Genomic DNA, 15,045 nt, shown 5'->3' on the forward strand with positions numbered 1-15,045 from the left:
TGCCGGCAGGTGCAAGGCGGGCGTGGAAGCCGGATGTGATGCCGGGCCGCCGCCGGCAGGCGCGGCGGCGGGCGCGTATACTTGCGGTCCGGTCGCGCTGTCCGCTGGCGCGCACACCGTTTCCCGGACGGGCGCATCGCTGCGGCCGCCATCCCCATTTTCTTGCCGCCTGGTTTGACCGTGTCCCTGCATGACGCCGACTCCCCCGATGCCTATTTGCCGCCCACGCGGCTGACCCGCCTCGCCTTCGACCGGCGCAGTGCCGGTTTCGGCCAGCTCGATTTCCTGCTGGGCGAGATCGGCCAGCGCATGCAGGAGCGCATGCAGATGATCCGGCTGGCGCCGGCGCGCGCGCTCGACATTGGCTGCGGCCACGGCCGCGGCCTGGCCGCGCTGCGCGCCCAGTACCCGGATGCGCAGATTGCCGGCCTTGATATCTCCGGCGCCATGCTGCGCGAAGCGGCGCAGCGCGATCCCCAGCGCCAGTCCGGGTGGCTGGGGCGCCTGCTCGGCAAGCGCCCCACGTTCGACCTGGTGCAGGGCGATCTTGCCACATTGCCCTTCGCGCCGGCCAGTTTCGACCTTTTGTGGTCCAACCTCGCGCTGCACTGGCATCCCGAGCCGCATCGGGTCTTCCCGGAATGGCACCGGGTCACCCGCGACGAAGGCCTTGTGCTGTTCTCGTTGTTCGGGCCCGATACGCTGGCGGAGTTGCGCGCCGCGTTCGCCGAAGTGGATGGCGAAACGCATTCCCTGCGTTTCGTCGATATGCACGATATCGGCGACATGCTGGTGCACAGCGGCTGGTCGACGCCCGTGATGGACATGGAAACCCTGACCGTCACCTACGAGTCGCCGCGGACCCTGCTGCGTGAAGTGCAGGCCTTCGGCGGCCTGCGCCTGCCGACGGTGGCCGGCAAGGCCGGGGGCTTGCGCGGGCGCGCCTGGCTTGACGCGCTGCTGGCAGCGCTCGAGCGGCGCCGCAATGCCGACGGCCTGATCCCGCTCACGTTCGAGATCGTCTACGGTCATGCCTGGAAGCTGGCGCCGCGCGGCAAGCAGGCCGTCGATGAGCTGGGACACGCTGTCGTCCCGCTGGACAAGATCGGTCGCGCGCGCCAGCGCAAGTAACGTGGCCGACGCCCTTGCATGCATCGCTCGCGCAGTCAAGCAGGCTTTCGCACGCACCGCGCTGAAGCACAAAAACTTGTCGCGCGCTAGCCCGTTGGTCAAGTGGCGGCCTTGTCCGTGTAGGCGAAGCGCCCTATAATGCGCCAGTTTGTCGCAGTGGTCTCCCTGGCACTATTTGCCCGAAATCGCACCCCAATGGTGCGTCCCAGGCGCAATCGTCCAGGCGTGCATCCGGTCACAGCGGTTGGCGATGCAAGGTTGGCGATGCAAGACTTGGGTATCGCATTCCAGACGGCGCAAGACGAATCCGACGGCAGGTCCGGCGGATCCGGCGCGCTGGACAAAGACTGGCTGATGAAGCGGAATTGCTCGCTGTCTCCACGCCAGGTTGGCTGGTTTTACCTTTCGATCGTCAGCATTTCGCTTGCCATCGCCTTGTTTTTTGCGTGGCGAGGGTCGTGGCTCGTCCTTCCCTTTGCCGGGTTGGAGCTGCTTGGACTGGGCATTGCCCTGCTGGTGCATGGGCGGCACGCGTCGGATTACGAGCGGGTCAGCCTGGCCGACGGCAGGCTGGTAGTGGTTTCGGTCAGTGCAGGGCAGCTGACACGGCATGAGTTCAACCCGGTGTGGGTGCGGGTCGAGCTGGATGAATCATTACGAGCGCTGGTGTTGCTGCGCTCGGGCGGGAGCGCTGTGCGGGTGGGGTGTTTTCTGGACCCGTACAAGCGGCGAAAGTTCGCGCAGGAACTCGTATCGGCTTTGCGTTATCTCTGAGAGGCAGCGAGGGCCCCGCGAGTGACAGATTTGAATCTGTAAATTGGGTAGATAACAAATGAAAATGTGGAAGAAGGCATCCGCAGCGTGTCTGGTGGGCGCGTCCCTGCTCACTAGTCATGCAGCCCTGGCAGTGGAAGACATGCCAGGCGGCCCCGCAGTGCGTCAGCTCAATCTGACCGAGCCGGTCACCAAGATCGCCGAGCAGATTCACTGGCTGAACTGGATGATGCTGATCATGTGCACCGTGATCTTCATCGGCGTTTTCGCGGTGATGTTCTACTCCGTGTTCACGCACCGCAAGTCCAAGGGCGCGAAGTCGGCCTCCTTCCACGAGAGCATCACCGTCGAGGTGATCTGGACCATCATCCCGTTCCTGATCGTCATCGGCATGGCCCTGCCCGCCACCAAGACGGTCGTGGCGATGAAGGACACGACCAATGCCGACATCACCATCAAGGCCACCGGCTACCAGTGGAAGTGGGGCTACGACTACCTGAAGGGCGACGGCGAAGGCATCTCCTTCGTGTCCACCCTGACCACCCCGCGCGAACAGATCAACAACGAGGCCCCCAAGTCGAACACCTACCTGATGGAGGTGGACAACGAGATGGTGGTGCCCGTGAACAAGAAAGTCCGCATGGTGCTGACGGCCAATGACGTCATCCATGCCTGGATGATCCCGGCCTTCGGCGTCAAGCAGGATGCGATCCCCGGCTTCGTGCGCGACACCTGGTTCAAGGCCGAGAAGGTTGGCGTGTACCGTGGCCAGTGCGCCGAGCTGTGCGGCAAGGAACACGCCTTCATGCCCATCGTCGTGCGCGTGGTTTCGGATGCCGACTACGCCAAGTGGGTTGACGGCAAGAAGAAGGAACTCGCCGCCAAGGCCGACGACCCCAACAAGACCTGGACCCTGGAAGAACTCAAGGCCCGTGGCGAGAAGGTCTACACCGCCAACTGCGCGGTCTGCCACCAGCCGAACGGCAAGGGCGGCGGCGCGTTCCCGGCCCTGGACGGCTCCAAGGTCGTCAACGGTCCCGATGCTGGCCAGATGCACATCCTGCTGGAAGGCAAGGGTGCCATGCCGGTCTGGAAGCACCTCTCCGATACCGAACTCGCTGCCGTCATGACCTACACCCGCAACAGCTGGGGTAACAAGACTGGCGAAGTGATTCAACCGAGCGATTTCGTGAACGCCCGTGCCGGCAAGTTCCGCGAAGGCGGTGGCGCACCCGGCGCCAGCGGCGGCGACGCTGCACCGAAGACGGAAGACAAGCCCGCTGCCAAGCAGGCAAGCGCCGCGGGTGACCGCGCGGCAGGCTGAACAGGATTTCAGGAGTTTTCGCGATGAGTACTGCTACCCCGGACGCGCTCGCCCACCCGCACGACCACGCCCACGATGAGCACCACGATCATCCGCACGGCTGGCGCCGCTGGCTGTTCGCCACCAACCACAAGGACATCGGTACGCTGTACCTGCTGTTCTCGTTCACCATGCTGCTGTCTGGCGGCGCGCTGGCACTGCTGATCCGTCTCGAACTGTTCGAGCCGGGCCTGCAGTTCTTCCGCCCGGAACTGTTCAACCAGTTCACCACCATGCACGGCCTGATCATGGTGTTCGGCGCGATCATGCCGGCCTTCGTCGGCTTCGCCAACTGGATGATCCCGCTGCAGATCGGCGCATCCGACATGGCCTTCGCGCGGATGAACAACTTCAGCTTCTGGCTGATGCCCCCGGCGGCCCTGCTGCTGGTGCTGTCGTTCTTCGCACCGGGCGGCGCCACCGCCGCCGGCTGGACCCTGTACGCGCCGCTGTCGGTGCAGATGGGCCCCGGCATGGACATGGCGATTTTCGCCATGCACATCATGGGCGCCTCGTCGATCATGGGTTCGATCAACATCATCGTCACGGTGCTCAATATGCGCGCACCCGGCATGACGCTGATGAAGATGCCGATGTTCTGCTGGACCTGGCTGATCACCGCCTACCTGCTGATTGCCGTGATGCCGGTGCTGGCTGGCGCCATCACCATGGTGCTGACCGACCGTCACTTCGGCACGAGCTTTTTCTCGGCTGCAGGCGGCGGCGACCCGGTGATGTACCAGCACATCTTCTGGTTCTTCGGCCACCCCGAGGTCTACATCATGATCTTGCCGGCCTTCGGGATCGTCTCGCACGTCGTGCCGACCTTTGCCCGCAAGCGGCTGTTCGGCTATAGCTCGATGGTGTACGCGACCGCCTCGATCGCCATCCTGTCGTTCATCGTGTGGGCTCACCACATGTTCACGACCGGCATGCCCGTGACCGGCCAGCTGTTCTTCATGTACGCCACCATGCTGATCGCGGTGCCGACGGCCGTGAAGATCTTCAACTGGATCGCTACCATGTGGCGCGGCTCGATGACCTTCGAGACCCCGATGCTGTTCGCGATCGGCTTCATCTTCGTGTTCACCATCGGTGGTTTCACGGGCCTGATGCCGGCGGTTGCCCCGATCGACATCCAGTTGCAGGACACCTACTTCATCGTGGCGCACTTCCACTACGTGCTGGTGGCGGGTTCGCTGTTCGCGATGTTCTCGGGCTTCTACTACTGGGGTCCGAAGTGGAGCGGTTTCATGTACAACGAAACCCGCGGCCAGATCCACTTCTGGGGCTCGATGATCTTCTTCAACATCACCTTCTTCCCGATGCACTTCCTCGGGCTGGCCGGCATGCCGCGCCGCTATGCCGACTACCCGACGCAGTTCGCGGATTTCAACGCGATCGCTTCGATCGGTGCCCTGGGCTTCGGCCTGATGCAGGTGTATTTCTTCTTCTTCGTCGTGCTGCCGTCCTACCGTGGCGGCAAGGCGGCCGGGGACAAGCCTTGGGATGGCGCCGAGGGCCTGGAATGGACCGTGCCGTCGCCGGCCCCGTTCCACACCTTTGAAGTTCCTCCGCAGGTCAAGTAAGCAATGATGCGCGGAAGGATGGGCACGGCCCTTCCTTCCGCGTCACGCAGGCAAGGTGTTATGCAGGATCCAAACAAAAGTCCATCGCAGGCAGACCGCAAGGCCGCGAATCGTCGTCTCGGCCTGATCCTTTTCTCCATCGTGATGGTTTTCTTTTTGGGTTTCTTCGCCAAGATGATTATTCTCGGCTGAAGCTGCAGGGTATTGAGATGAGCGTGAGCCAGCAGTCAAACGATGCCACCGACAAGAAGTTCAACCGCGGGATGCTGCTGCGTCTGCTGGTGGTGGTGGCGTTGATGTTCTCGTTTGGCTATGCGCTGGTGCCGCTGTACAAGAAGATCTGTGAGATCACCGGCCTGAACGTGGTGACCACGCGGGATCTGTATGGCGGCCAGGTCAAGAATACGCAGGTGGACACGACCCGCACGATCACGGTCGAGTTCGATTCCAACGCGCGCGGTCCGTTTGCATTCCGTCCGGTCAAGAGCAGCATGGAAGTGCACCCGGGCGAAATGACCACCATCGTCTACGAAGTGGCGAACGGGCAGACGCGCGATATCTCGGCGCAAGCCATTCCGAGCTACCTGCCCAAGCTGGCCACGCAGTATTTCAAGAAGATCGAGTGCTTCTGCTTCAAGGAACAGACGCTGAAGGCGAAGGAAGCACGCGAGATGCCGGTGGTGTTCGTGATCGATCCGGACCTGCCGAAAGACGTGAAGAACATTACGCTGTCCTACACCTTCTTCGAGATCGGGACGCCGGTGGCCCAGGCGCCGCAGGGCCCGCTTGAGGCGCAGCCGGCCGGAGCGGGCAAGGGCATTTGAGTAGCAGGTGAAGTGGTTGTAAGGGGGTAGCCGTGGATGAGATGAAGGACGCGGTCAAGCGCAAGCTGTCTTTTGCGCAGACCCTGCGCGCGGTGTTCTGGTCGTTTATCGGCCTGCGCAAGGGCAGCGAGCATGAACGCGACATGGCACAGCTCAACCCGGTCCATGTGATCATCGCCGGCCTGATCGGGGTAGCCATCCTGATCGCCGTGCTGATCACCGTCGTGCGTGTGGTGGTGGGGTAGACAGACTGTCGCGCGCGGGACCGGGCAGGGAGAAGTAAAAGCAGGCAAAAGCATGCCGCCGGCCAGCAGTCGGGGCCGGATGTGCGGATAACGATTACTGAATCAAAGACTCTGAGCTGGAGATAAAAGAATGAGTGCGAATCGCGCAAACGCTCCGTACTACTTCGTACCGGGCCCCTCGCGCCATCCGATCACGGCAAGCTTTGGCTTGTTGCTGACGGCTGGGGGTGCTGCTGGTTGGGTAAACGGGCAGAGCTGGGGGCCGTATGTCTGCATCCTGGGCCTGGTGTGGTTCCTGTTCGTGCTCAAGAGCTGGTTCAGCGATGCGATCAGCGAGTCCGAGACCGGCAAGTACGGCAAGAACATCGACCTGTCATTCCGCTGGTCGATGGGCTGGTTCATCTTCTCCGAAGTGATGTTCTTCGCAGCGTTCTTCGGCGCGCTGTTCTATGCCCGCAACATCGCCATGCCGTGGCTGGGCGACCTGAACAACAAGATCCTGTGGCCCGACTTTTCCGCCGTATGGCCTAACTTCGGCCCGGCCGGGGTCGTCGAGTCCTTCCAGACCATGGGCCCGTGGCCGATCCCGACGATCAACACGGCGCTGTTGCTGATGTCCGGCGTGACGCTGACCTGGGCGCACCATGCGCTGCTGGCCAACAAGCGCAGCCAGCTGATCCAGGGCCTGGTGCTCACCATCCTGCTGGGCGCGGTCTTCATGTGCTTCCAGGTGTACGAGTACCACCATGCGTACACGGAACTGAACCTCAAGCTGACCTCGGGCATCTACGGCTCCACCTTCTTCCTGCTGACCGGCTTCCACGGCTTCCACGTGACCATGGGCGCGATCATGCTGACGGTGGTGCTGGTGCGCGTGCTGAAGGGGCATTTCACCCCCGATCATCACTTCGCCTTCGAAGGCGCGGCCTGGTACTGGCACTTCGTCGACGTGGTGTGGCTGTTCCTCTACATCGTGGTGTACTGGCTGTAAGGCACCCGACTGCAGTGCCCGCCGGCGACGCCGGCGGAATCGCCCGGCGAGATCTCCGCCCGGCGAAGAACAACAAAAAACAAGCGCCGCAGGAGTCTAGCCACTGCGGCGCTTGTTTTTTGCAGTTCGAACGCGTGTAGCCACTTGCGCCGGCCGGCGCGACTGGCTCAAGGCCCCATGCGAATACCCGTGCTTTGTATCCAGCCCATCCAGTGAGAGAACAGGATGAAGACGAACAGCGCCACGGAAAAGCCGACCCGGAACATCAGAGAGCGCATCATGTTCGGCGTCTTGCCGCGGTCGCGCATCATGAAGAATAGCGCCGAGGCCAGGCTGCCGATGATGAGGATGAACGCGATGATGATGACAATGCGCATGGAGGGCCCGCAAGTGCGGGGTCGGCTAGAGGTAATGTGCCATTATCGCATCGCCGCTCTTGAGGAAACACTCGGGAGTCGCCCGTGAAGCTTTGGCGCGCGCTGAGCCCGGTTCCCACCATCGCCGCGCTGGTGGTCATTGCCGTCACTTGCGCGCTCGGCAACTGGCAGCTTGACCGCGCCCATGAAAAGCTGGCGCGTGCCGCGCGGCTGGAGGCGCTGGCTGCGCAGCCGCCCCTGGTGGTGGGCAGTGCCTTGCTCGAAGGGCAGGTGGCGGAGCGCCGGGTGCACGTGCGCGGCCGCTTCGATGCGGCGCATACCGTTTTGCTGGACAATCGCCCACATGGCAACGGCACCGACAGCCGCGCCGGATTCATGGTGCTGACGCCGCTGCGCGTCGTGGCGAACGATCCCGGCGCGCCAGCGGTGCTGGTGCTGCGTGGCTGGCTGCCACGCGATGCGCAGGACCGTACACGAATCGCGCCATTCCCGACCGCCGAGGGCGACGTGGAACTTGATGGCACCGCGCTGGCCGCGGTACCCAGGGTATTTAGCCTGGGCCAGGGCGCCAGTGCGGAGGCCGGGCAGAAGATCCGACAAAATGTGGATCTCGCTGCATTCGCGAAAGAACTCGGTGTGCCGCTGCAGCCCTTCGTGCTTGAGCAGCGCAGCGATAACGGCGACGGGCTGGCGCGCGATTGGGCGCCAGCGGATACTGGCGCCGACCGTCACTATGGCTACGCCTTCCAGTGGTTCGGCCTCGCGGCGCTGACGCTGGTGCTGCTGGTGGCGTTGAGCTGGCGGCGTGCCGCCCGCATGGCGGCTTGAGAGGCAGTTACGGCGGCAGACGGCACATGCCAGCACGCGACAGGATTGCCGGCGCCACCACCAGCGAACCACAGCGGGACGGCGCGGTCAGATGACCGCAGCCGCCCCTAACGACAGACAGACGAAACACTATGCAACAGCCAGATCCCGCTTCCGCCCAGGCCGCCCGCGCCGCGCCGCAAGATTCGCGCATCGACGCCCGCACCCGCCGCGGGCGCATCCAGATGCTGTTGCTGCTGCTGGTGTGCGCTTCGCCTGTGATTGCCTCTTACCTCACTTATTACGTGTTCAGGCCGGCGGGCGGCTCCACCAACTATGGCACGCTGGTCGAGCCGCAGCGCCCGATGCCGGCGATGCAGATCGGCAACGAGCGGGCCGAGACCGTGCCGCTGGATAGCTTCAAGGGCAAGTGGCTGCTGGTCACGGCCGATGGCGCTGCCTGCGACGAGGCTTGCGCCAGGAAGCTGTTCACCATCCGCCAGATCCGTGCAGGGCAGGGGCAGGACCGCGAGCGCATCGTGCCGGTATGGCTGATCAGCGACGATGGCCCGATTGATCAGCGCCTGTCGGCTGCCTACAACGAGCCCTATGCCGGTGTGCGCTTCCTGCGCGCCAATCGCGAAACCATGCAGAAATGGCTGCCGGCGGAGCAAGGTGGGCGGATCGAGGACACGCTGTTCCTGGTCGATCCGCTGGGCAACCTGATGATGCGCTTTCCCAAGGACCCGGACCCCAAGAAAATGAGCTCCGACCTGAAGAAGCTGCTCAAGTACTCTCATATCGGGTGAGGCGCGCATGCTGCTCCAACTCGCCATCATCGGCGTGCTGATCGCGCTGTTCCCGCTCAGCTACGTGCTGGTCAAAGGGGATCGCAACAAGTACCGCAAGCTGGTGTGGATCACCGCCTTTCTGACGCTGGACCTGATCATGTTCGGCAGTTTCACTCGGCTGACCGATTCCGGCCTTGGCTGCCCGGACTGGCCGGGCTGCTACGGCCACTCCAATCCGCATGCCGCGCAGGAGCATATCCGTGCGGCCGAAACCGCCTTGCCCAGCGGGCCCGTGACCATCACCAAGGCGTGGATCGAGATGATCCACCGCTACTTCGCCATGGCGGTCGGCGTGCTGATCATCACGCTGATGGTGCTGGCCTGGGTCAAGCGGCGCGAACTCAGGCAGTCGCCCTGGTTCGCCACCGGCGTGCTGTTGCTGGTGTGCGTGCAGGGCGCGTTTGGCGCCTTTACGGTGACGCTCAAGCTTCAGCCCATCATCGTGGTCACGCACCTGATGTTGGGCATGGGCCTGCTCGCAGCATTGATCTGGCTGGGTTCGCGCAGCAACCCGCCGCTGGCAATCGCGCCGCAAGCGGGCGCGCTGCGCTGGCCGGCACGCATTGCGCTGGCCCTGCTGGTCATCCAGATCTTCCTGGGTGGCTGGGTGAGCACCAATTACGCGGTGCTGGCCTGCACCGACTTTCCGCTGTGTAACGGCCAACTGGTACCGGACATGGACTTCCGCCACGGCTTCACCCTGTGGCGCCAGCTCGGCATGACCGCCGACGGCGACTACATTCCACACTCGGCCCTGGTGGCGATCCACTGGGTGCATCGTGGATTTGCCTTCGTCGTGCTGGCTTTCCTGGCCTGGTTCGGCCTGCGGGCGCGCCGCTTTGGCGGCCTCGCCCGCAGCGCCGGCTGGCTGCTGGGCGTGCTCGCGCTGCAACTGGCTACCGGCCTTTCGAACATCGTGTTCGACTGGCCGCTGGGCGCCGCGGTGGCGCATAACGGCGGCGCGGCGCTCTTGCTGCTGCTATTGGTTCGTCTCAATTACAATATAGGGCTCGCGGCCCGGTCCGCGAACATCGCTACGGACGTGCCGGCTGCCGCGCGCGCCACATGAAAGACAAGAACTCCCCAGTGGTTACTGCTACCCACACACATCCCCTCGGACGGGTTCGCCACCTGGTCCGCCAATACGCCGCCCTTACCAAGCCCCGCGTGACGCAGCTTGCCGTCTTCTGCGCCATCATCGGCATGTTCCTGGCCACGCCGGGCATGGTGCCCTGGCCGGTGCTGATCGGGGGTGCCGCCGGTATCTGGCTGCTGGCGGGTGCCGCTTTCGCCATCAACTGCCTGGTGGAGCAAAAGGTCGACGCGCTGATGCGCCGCACCGCATGGCGCCCCTCCGCCACCGGCGAGATCACGACGATCCAGACACTGGTGTTCTCGGCGGTGCTGGGCGGCGCGGGGATGTGGCTGCTGCACGTTTATACCAACGACCTGACCATGTGGCTGACGGTTGCCACCTTCGTCGGCTATGCCGTGGTGTACACGATCCTGCTCAAGCCGGCCACGCCGCAGAATATCGTGATCGGCGGCCTGTCCGGCGCCATGCCGCCGGCGCTTGGCTGGGCGGCTGTCGCTGGCGAACTGCCGGCCGAAGCCTGGTTCCTGGTGCTGATCATCTTCACATGGACCCCGCCGCACTTCTGGGCCCTGGCCCTGTATCGCCGCGCCGACTACGCCAAGTCCGGCTTGCCGATGCTGCCGGTGACGCACGGCGAGCGCTTCACGCTGCTGCACATCCTGCTGTACACGCTGATCATGATCGCGGCCACGTTGCTGCCTTTCGTATACGGGATGTGCGGTTACATTTACCTGGCGGCGGCGCTGATCCTGGGGGGCGGTTTCCTCGCGTACTCCTGGAAGATGTACCGCAACTATTCCGACGCACTGGCGCAGCGGACTTTCCGCTTCTCGATCCTTTACCTCTCGCTGCTGTTCGCCGCGCTGCTGGTCGATCACTATTTCAAGTTCCTGCCGCAAGGCTGAGCGGCCGGACGGCGGCTTGCGACATCTTGTCGCGGCCTGAGCGCGCGGCGGCCCCAATCGGCGATACTGCATCACATCTGTTAATGTGACCTTGCCGCGTCCGGCCGATTGCCGGGCGGTCGTGGCTCGCCAAACCACCCGAACCCGCATGCCGAACCGCTTCCCTCCGGGCTTCCTGCCCACTTTCGCCACCTTCCGCCGGTTGTGCCTGCTGGCGTTGTGCTCGCTGCTGCTTGCTGCATGCGGCCAGCAGCGTGCGTCTTTCAAGAACGTCGATATCACCGGTGGCAGTGAATTCGGCAAGGACTTCGTCCTCACCGATCACAACGGCAAGGTGCGCTCGATCGCGGACTTCAAGGGCAAGGCGGTGGTGATGTTCTTCGGCTATACGCATTGTCCCGATGTGTGCCCGACCACCATGGCTGAGTTGAAGGCGGTCATGGAGCAACTGGGGCCGGATGCCGACAAGGTGCAGGTGCTCTTTGTCACGGTCGACCCCGAACGCGACACGCAGGCGCTGCTGGCGCAATACGTGCCGGCCTTCGATCCGCGCTTCCTGGGCATGCGCCCGGCCGACGACGCCGCGCTGCAGAAGGTCGCCAAGGACTTCAAGGTGTTCTACGCCAAGGTGCCAGGCACATCGCCGTCCAACTACACCATGGACCACTCGGCGGGCAGCTATGTGTTCGACCCCAGCGGGAAGCTGCGGCTGTTCATTCGCCATGGCCAGGGACCGGAGCCAATTGCGCACGACATCAAGCAACTGCTTGCTTCCTGAGGGGCGCGGCCGGTGTAACCGGCAGACAAAATGAAACAGGGCCGGTCGCGAGACCGGCCCTGTTGCTTTCGGGAAAGGGCGGGGGTGAAATGCCCGCCGCCGCCCGGCGCGCCTCAGGCAAATGCCTGCAGCGCTCCCTTCATCTTTTTCATCGCCGCGGTTTCGATCTGACGGATACGTTCGGCCGAGACGCCGAATTCGTCAGCCAGTTCGTGCAGCGTGGAACCGCCGGACCCGTCGTCGTTGACCTGCAGCCAGCGCGCTTCGATGATGCGGCGGCTGCGGTCGTCGAGCTTGGACAGCGCTTCCTCCAGGCCTTGCACCTGCATGCGGTCGTGGCGCTGGGCCTCGATCACGCGGGTGGGTTCGTTGTGGTTGTCGGCCAGGTAGGCGATGGGAGCGAATTCCTCTTCGCCGTCGTCGATCTGGCCTTCGAGCGCCAGGTCACCACCTGACAGGCGGGTTTCCATCTCCATCACTTCTTCCGGCTTGACGTTCAGCTCGCGCGCAACCGCGTCGATCTGTTCCGGGGTGAAGGTATGGGCACCCTGCTTGTGGCTGCGCAGGTTGAAGAACAGCTTGCGCTGGGCCTTGGTGGTAGCCACCTTGACCATGCGCCAGTTCTTCAGCACGTATTCGTGGATCTCGGCCTTGATCCAGTGCATCGCATACGACACCAGGCGCACGCCCTGGTCCGGGTCGAAGCGCTTCACGGCCTTCATCAGGCCGATATTGCCTTCCTGGATCAGGTCCGCATGGGGCAGGCCGTAGCCGAGGTACTGGCGGGCGATGGACACCACCAGGCGCAGGTGCGACAGCACCATGCGGCGCGCCGCGTCAACGGAGTCATGCTCGCGCAGCTCGCGCGCGAGCCGCTGCTCTTCCTCGGGGGTGAGCAGGGGAATACGGTGGACAGCCTGGATATAGCTGTCCAGATTTCCCAGCGTTCCGGGAAGCGTCAGCGCAAACGTGCCGGTACCTTGGGGCACCGTGGGCAGACGGTTGGTCATTTGGGTTTGGTCAGCAGATAGGACCGCGTTCACTCGATTGCTCCTTTTGCATCCGGCGGGTGGGTTGCCCGCGTACGCCAACCCATGGGGGGCCACGCACTGCATTGCAACACATATTAGCACTCAAGCCGGGGGACTGCTAAGTTGGAGTAGTTATAGGGTTGATAGTTCCTGATAATCGAAATCTGTTTTCACATAGCGTTTCTTGCGAGGGGCTTTGCGTGATGTGGCGTGGCCACTATCTCATGCGAGCCCCCGAACGATCCGACATGGGTTAGAGGGACCACGCGCCCTTCGGTTCTATCGCCAAATGAGATGCAGTGTTTCTACAGCGGCTACACTCTTTTCATTTGCGCTATCCGCCAGCATCGACCGAACCGGGGAGAATTCATGTCTGCTATCGAACACTTGCTCAAGCCGCATACGCGTGACCTTGGCGACTTTGCCGTCAGCCGGCTGCTACCTGCGGCGGCAACGCAGACCGTCGGGCCGTTTATCTTCTTCGACCATATGGGACCCGTGGCGATGCCTCCGGGGGAAGGTGCAGACGTGCGCCCGCATCCACATATTGGGCTGGCGACCGTCACTTACCTGTTCGAAGGCGAGATCCTTCACCACGACAGCCTTGGCAGCAAGCAGGTGATCAGGCCGGGCGACGTGAACTGGATGACGGCGGGAAAGGGCATCGCGCACTCGGAACGCTCGCCGCAGGCCGCCCGCGATGCCGGGCCGCGCCTGCATGGCATACAGACCTGGGTGGCGTTGCCAAAGGCGTTTGAAAACGTCGAACCGTCCTTCCATCATCACCCCGCCGCAACGCTGCCCAAGCTGGAGCGCCCCGGGGTGCGGATGACGGTGATCGCCGGAGATGCCTTTGGCGCGGAGGCTCCCGTGAAGGTGTTCAGCCGCACGCTCTATGTGGCCATCGAGCTGGATGCGGGTGCCAGCCTGGAGATTCCGCCGGAGCATGCCGAACGTGGCATCTATCCGGTGGACGGCAGCGTTGCGCTGGATGGCGAAATATTGCCGGAACGCCATTTGGCGGTGCTGGTGCCTGGCGTGCCGGTGACGCTGACCGCGCAGGCGCCTTCGCGCGTGATGCTGCTAGGCGGCGATCCGACGGACGGGCACCGTTTTATCTTCTGGAATTTCGTCGCCAGCAGCAAGGAAGCGATCGAGGCAGCCTCCCAGCGCTGGGAGGATGACCAGTTCCCGCGCGTGCCCGGCGAGGACGATCGCATCCCGCTGCCGCAGCGCAAGCGCTGAAAGCGCCCGGGCCTGCCTCAGACCGGGCTGGCCCAGGTCACGCGCGTTCCCTGTTGCAGGCAGTCGCGGATCGCCTCGATCTGCGTAGCGATCGGAGCCGGGACGGGTGTCTTGCCGTCCAGCACGAGGCGGATCCAGGCCGCAGTCTGGTCCACGTCGCTGCCGGGTGGCAATTCCGGCACTTCGGTGATGGAGCCCGCGGTGGGATCGACCAGCGTGCGCTGATGCCCGTCGTGCAGCCAGTCGATGCGGCTGCTGCGCCGCGCATCGGCCACCACTTCGCCTTCGGTGCCGCGCGCCAGCAGCACATTGGCGGGCTCGCGAGAGAAGTAGTCGGTCAGCGTTTCGCGGTACTCGGGATGGGTGTAGCTGTACAGGCGCAGCGCTTCCGCCGGGGAGTGGGTGCCGACCGGCTGGAGCATCTTGACCACTGTGTGCGCGGAGTTGCGCAAGCCGATCTGCATGCGCCTGTCGAGCATGGCGGCCAGCGCCGGCGACAGCACGTCGATCGGCAGCACCGCCAGCGGGCCCGGCTGGCTGTCCTTGCTGCGAAGCTGGGCTTCGGCCTGCGCCACGGAGCTGCACGGCGAGATGCCCAGCGCCTCGAACAGAGAGAGGCTGGTCACACGCCCGTTGAACTGGCGGCTGCCGTGCACCAGCACGGGAATGCCTTCGCGCGCCAGCAACAGGGCCAGCAGCGGTACCAGGTTGGGCTGCTTGCGCGCACCGTTGTAGCTTGGGATGGTCACAACGATGCGGTCCGGTGGCGCGGCCAGCGGCAGGCAGTGCGCGTGCGCGGCATCAAGCATGCCGGCCAGCTCGTGCGGGGCTTCGCCCTTGATGCGATAGGCCATCAGCACCGCGCCCAGCTCGATATCGGCCACGCGGCCGGCCAGCATGGCATCGAACAAGGCCTGCGCGTCCTCGCGCGGCAGCGCGCGGGCGCCGTTGACGCCCCGGCCGATTTCCTTGATGTACTTCGCGGCGGCGAAAGTCGGGGCAGCGGGCGTGGCAGGCGTGGCAGGCGTGGTGGTCATG

Annotated in this window: 17 protein-coding genes; 14 read left to right on the forward strand and 3 right to left on the reverse strand. The window is 64.0% G+C overall.

The features are described 5' to 3' along the window. Positions 1–180: 180 nt before the first annotated feature. From CF70_RS04635 to CF70_RS04665, 8 genes are all read left to right on the forward strand, one after another. Positions 181–1,131, forward strand: a complete 951-nt coding sequence (locus tag CF70_RS04635; RefSeq protein ID WP_035861113.1) for a methyltransferase domain-containing protein — start codon at positions 181–183, stop codon at positions 1,129–1,131. Between the two features lie 264 nt (positions 1,132–1,395). Next, positions 1,396–1,905: a DUF2244 domain-containing protein gene (locus CF70_RS04640; protein ID WP_035861032.1), complete on the forward strand. Its 510-nt coding sequence runs from the start codon at positions 1,396–1,398 to the stop codon at positions 1,903–1,905. Between the two features lie 58 nt (positions 1,906–1,963). Continuing rightward, entirely contained in the window at positions 1,964–3,229 is a 1,266-nt protein-coding gene (gene coxB, locus CF70_RS04645) for a cytochrome c oxidase subunit II (protein WP_035861035.1), read from the forward strand. 23 nt (positions 3,230–3,252) lie between these two features. Further along, positions 3,253–4,857 carry a cytochrome c oxidase subunit I gene (gene ctaD / locus CF70_RS04650; RefSeq protein ID WP_035861038.1) on the forward strand — a complete coding sequence of 535 codons (1,605 nt, stop codon included), beginning with the start codon at positions 3,253–3,255 and terminating at the stop codon, positions 4,855–4,857. Positions 4,858–4,917: 60 nt separating this feature from the next. Further along, positions 4,918–5,049, forward strand: coding sequence for a cytochrome oxidase small assembly protein (locus tag CF70_RS37345; protein WP_235184882.1), 132 nt, complete (start codon positions 4,918–4,920; stop codon positions 5,047–5,049). 17 nt (positions 5,050–5,066) lie between these two features. Continuing rightward, positions 5,067–5,681 (forward strand): cytochrome c oxidase assembly protein, encoded by a 615-nt coding sequence (locus CF70_RS04655; RefSeq protein ID WP_035861040.1) that lies wholly within the window; start codon positions 5,067–5,069, stop codon positions 5,679–5,681. Positions 5,682–5,713: 32 nt separating this feature from the next. Further along, positions 5,714–5,926 carry a DUF2970 domain-containing protein gene (locus CF70_RS04660; protein ID WP_035861042.1) on the forward strand — a complete coding sequence of 71 codons (213 nt, stop codon included), beginning with the start codon at positions 5,714–5,716 and terminating at the stop codon, positions 5,924–5,926. Between the two features lie 130 nt (positions 5,927–6,056). Then, positions 6,057–6,917, forward strand: a complete 861-nt coding sequence (locus tag CF70_RS04665; RefSeq protein ID WP_035861043.1) for a cytochrome c oxidase subunit 3 — start codon at positions 6,057–6,059, stop codon at positions 6,915–6,917. A 167-nt stretch (positions 6,918–7,084) separates the two neighbouring features. Here the strand turns inward: CF70_RS04665 and CF70_RS04670 are convergent, their stop codons facing one another. Continuing rightward, positions 7,085–7,294: a twin transmembrane helix small protein gene (locus tag CF70_RS04670; RefSeq protein WP_035861044.1), complete on the reverse strand. Its 210-nt coding sequence runs from the start codon at positions 7,292–7,294 to the stop codon at positions 7,085–7,087. Between the two features lie 84 nt (positions 7,295–7,378). On the opposite strand from CF70_RS04670, the gene CF70_RS04675 reads away from it, so the two are divergent. The 5 genes from CF70_RS04675 (at position 7,379) to CF70_RS04695 (ending at position 11,731) form a co-directional block, all read left to right on the forward strand. Beyond that, entirely contained in the window at positions 7,379–8,122 is a 744-nt protein-coding gene (locus CF70_RS04675; protein WP_035861046.1) for an SURF1 family protein, read from the forward strand. A gap of 131 nt (positions 8,123–8,253) precedes the next feature. Then, the gene (locus CF70_RS04680; protein ID WP_035861049.1) at positions 8,254–8,910 is read left to right on the forward strand and encodes an SCO family protein; all 657 of its coding nucleotides are present in this window, start codon (positions 8,254–8,256) and stop codon (positions 8,908–8,910) included. A gap of 7 nt (positions 8,911–8,917) precedes the next feature. Beyond that, positions 8,918–10,021, forward strand: coding sequence for a COX15/CtaA family protein (locus CF70_RS04685; RefSeq protein ID WP_035861052.1), 1,104 nt, complete (start codon positions 8,918–8,920; stop codon positions 10,019–10,021). Further along, positions 10,018–10,953 (forward strand): heme o synthase, encoded by a 936-nt coding sequence (locus tag CF70_RS04690; protein ID WP_035861055.1) that lies wholly within the window; start codon positions 10,018–10,020, stop codon positions 10,951–10,953. The genes CF70_RS04685 and CF70_RS04690 overlap by 4 nt, the downstream gene beginning before the upstream one ends. Positions 10,954–11,101: 148 nt before the next feature. Beyond that, positions 11,102–11,731, forward strand: a complete 630-nt coding sequence (locus CF70_RS04695; RefSeq protein ID WP_045241358.1) for an SCO family protein — start codon at positions 11,102–11,104, stop codon at positions 11,729–11,731. A gap of 113 nt (positions 11,732–11,844) precedes the next feature. Here CF70_RS04695 and rpoH read toward each other — a convergent pair whose 3' ends face one another. Further along, complete coding sequence (gene rpoH / locus CF70_RS04700; protein WP_045241357.1) at positions 11,845–12,741, reverse strand: RNA polymerase sigma factor RpoH; 897 nt, start codon at positions 12,739–12,741, stop codon at positions 11,845–11,847. 390 nt (positions 12,742–13,131) lie between these two features. Between rpoH and CF70_RS04705 the strand changes: the two genes are divergently transcribed. Beyond that, complete coding sequence (locus tag CF70_RS04705) at positions 13,132–14,007, forward strand: pirin family protein (RefSeq protein ID WP_035861060.1); 876 nt, start codon at positions 13,132–13,134, stop codon at positions 14,005–14,007. Between the two features lie 17 nt (positions 14,008–14,024). Here the strand turns inward: CF70_RS04705 and ybiB are convergent, their stop codons facing one another. Continuing rightward, positions 14,025–15,044 carry a DNA-binding protein YbiB gene (ybiB, locus tag CF70_RS04710; RefSeq protein WP_035861063.1) on the reverse strand — a complete coding sequence of 340 codons (1,020 nt, stop codon included), beginning with the start codon at positions 15,042–15,044 and terminating at the stop codon, positions 14,025–14,027. Position 15,045: the final 1 nt, after the last annotated feature.

It is taken from the genome of Cupriavidus sp. SK-3 (genome assembly GCF_000611145.1).
Taxonomy (GTDB): Bacteria; Pseudomonadota; Gammaproteobacteria; order Burkholderiales; family Burkholderiaceae; genus Cupriavidus.

Coding starts and splice junctions, on each gene's coding strand:
- rpoH (WP_045241357.1), bottom strand. CDS start 12,741: ATGACCAACCGTCTGCCCACGGTGCCCCAAGGTACCGGCACGTTTGCG.
- coxB (WP_035861035.1), top strand. CDS start 1,964: ATGAAAATGTGGAAGAAGGCATCCGCAGCGTGTCTGGTGGGCGCGTCC.
- ybiB (WP_035861063.1), bottom strand. CDS start 15,044: ATGACCACCACGCCTGCCACGCCTGCCACGCCCGCTGCCCCGACTTTC.
- CF70_RS04640 (WP_035861032.1), top strand. CDS start 1,396: ATGCAAGACTTGGGTATCGCATTCCAGACGGCGCAAGACGAATCCGAC.
- ctaD (WP_035861038.1), top strand. CDS start 3,253: ATGAGTACTGCTACCCCGGACGCGCTCGCCCACCCGCACGACCACGCC.
- CF70_RS04695 (WP_045241358.1), top strand. CDS start 11,102: ATGCCGAACCGCTTCCCTCCGGGCTTCCTGCCCACTTTCGCCACCTTC.
- CF70_RS04655 (WP_035861040.1), top strand. CDS start 5,067: ATGAGCGTGAGCCAGCAGTCAAACGATGCCACCGACAAGAAGTTCAAC.
- CF70_RS04685 (WP_035861052.1), top strand. CDS start 8,918: ATGCTGCTCCAACTCGCCATCATCGGCGTGCTGATCGCGCTGTTCCCG.
- CF70_RS04690 (WP_035861055.1), top strand. CDS start 10,018: ATGAAAGACAAGAACTCCCCAGTGGTTACTGCTACCCACACACATCCC.
- CF70_RS04680 (WP_035861049.1), top strand. CDS start 8,254: ATGCAACAGCCAGATCCCGCTTCCGCCCAGGCCGCCCGCGCCGCGCCG.
- CF70_RS04705 (WP_035861060.1), top strand. CDS start 13,132: ATGTCTGCTATCGAACACTTGCTCAAGCCGCATACGCGTGACCTTGGC.
- CF70_RS04665 (WP_035861043.1), top strand. CDS start 6,057: ATGAGTGCGAATCGCGCAAACGCTCCGTACTACTTCGTACCGGGCCCC.
- CF70_RS04670 (WP_035861044.1), bottom strand. CDS start 7,294: ATGCGCATTGTCATCATCATCGCGTTCATCCTCATCATCGGCAGCCTG.
- CF70_RS37345 (WP_235184882.1), top strand. CDS start 4,918: ATGCAGGATCCAAACAAAAGTCCATCGCAGGCAGACCGCAAGGCCGCG.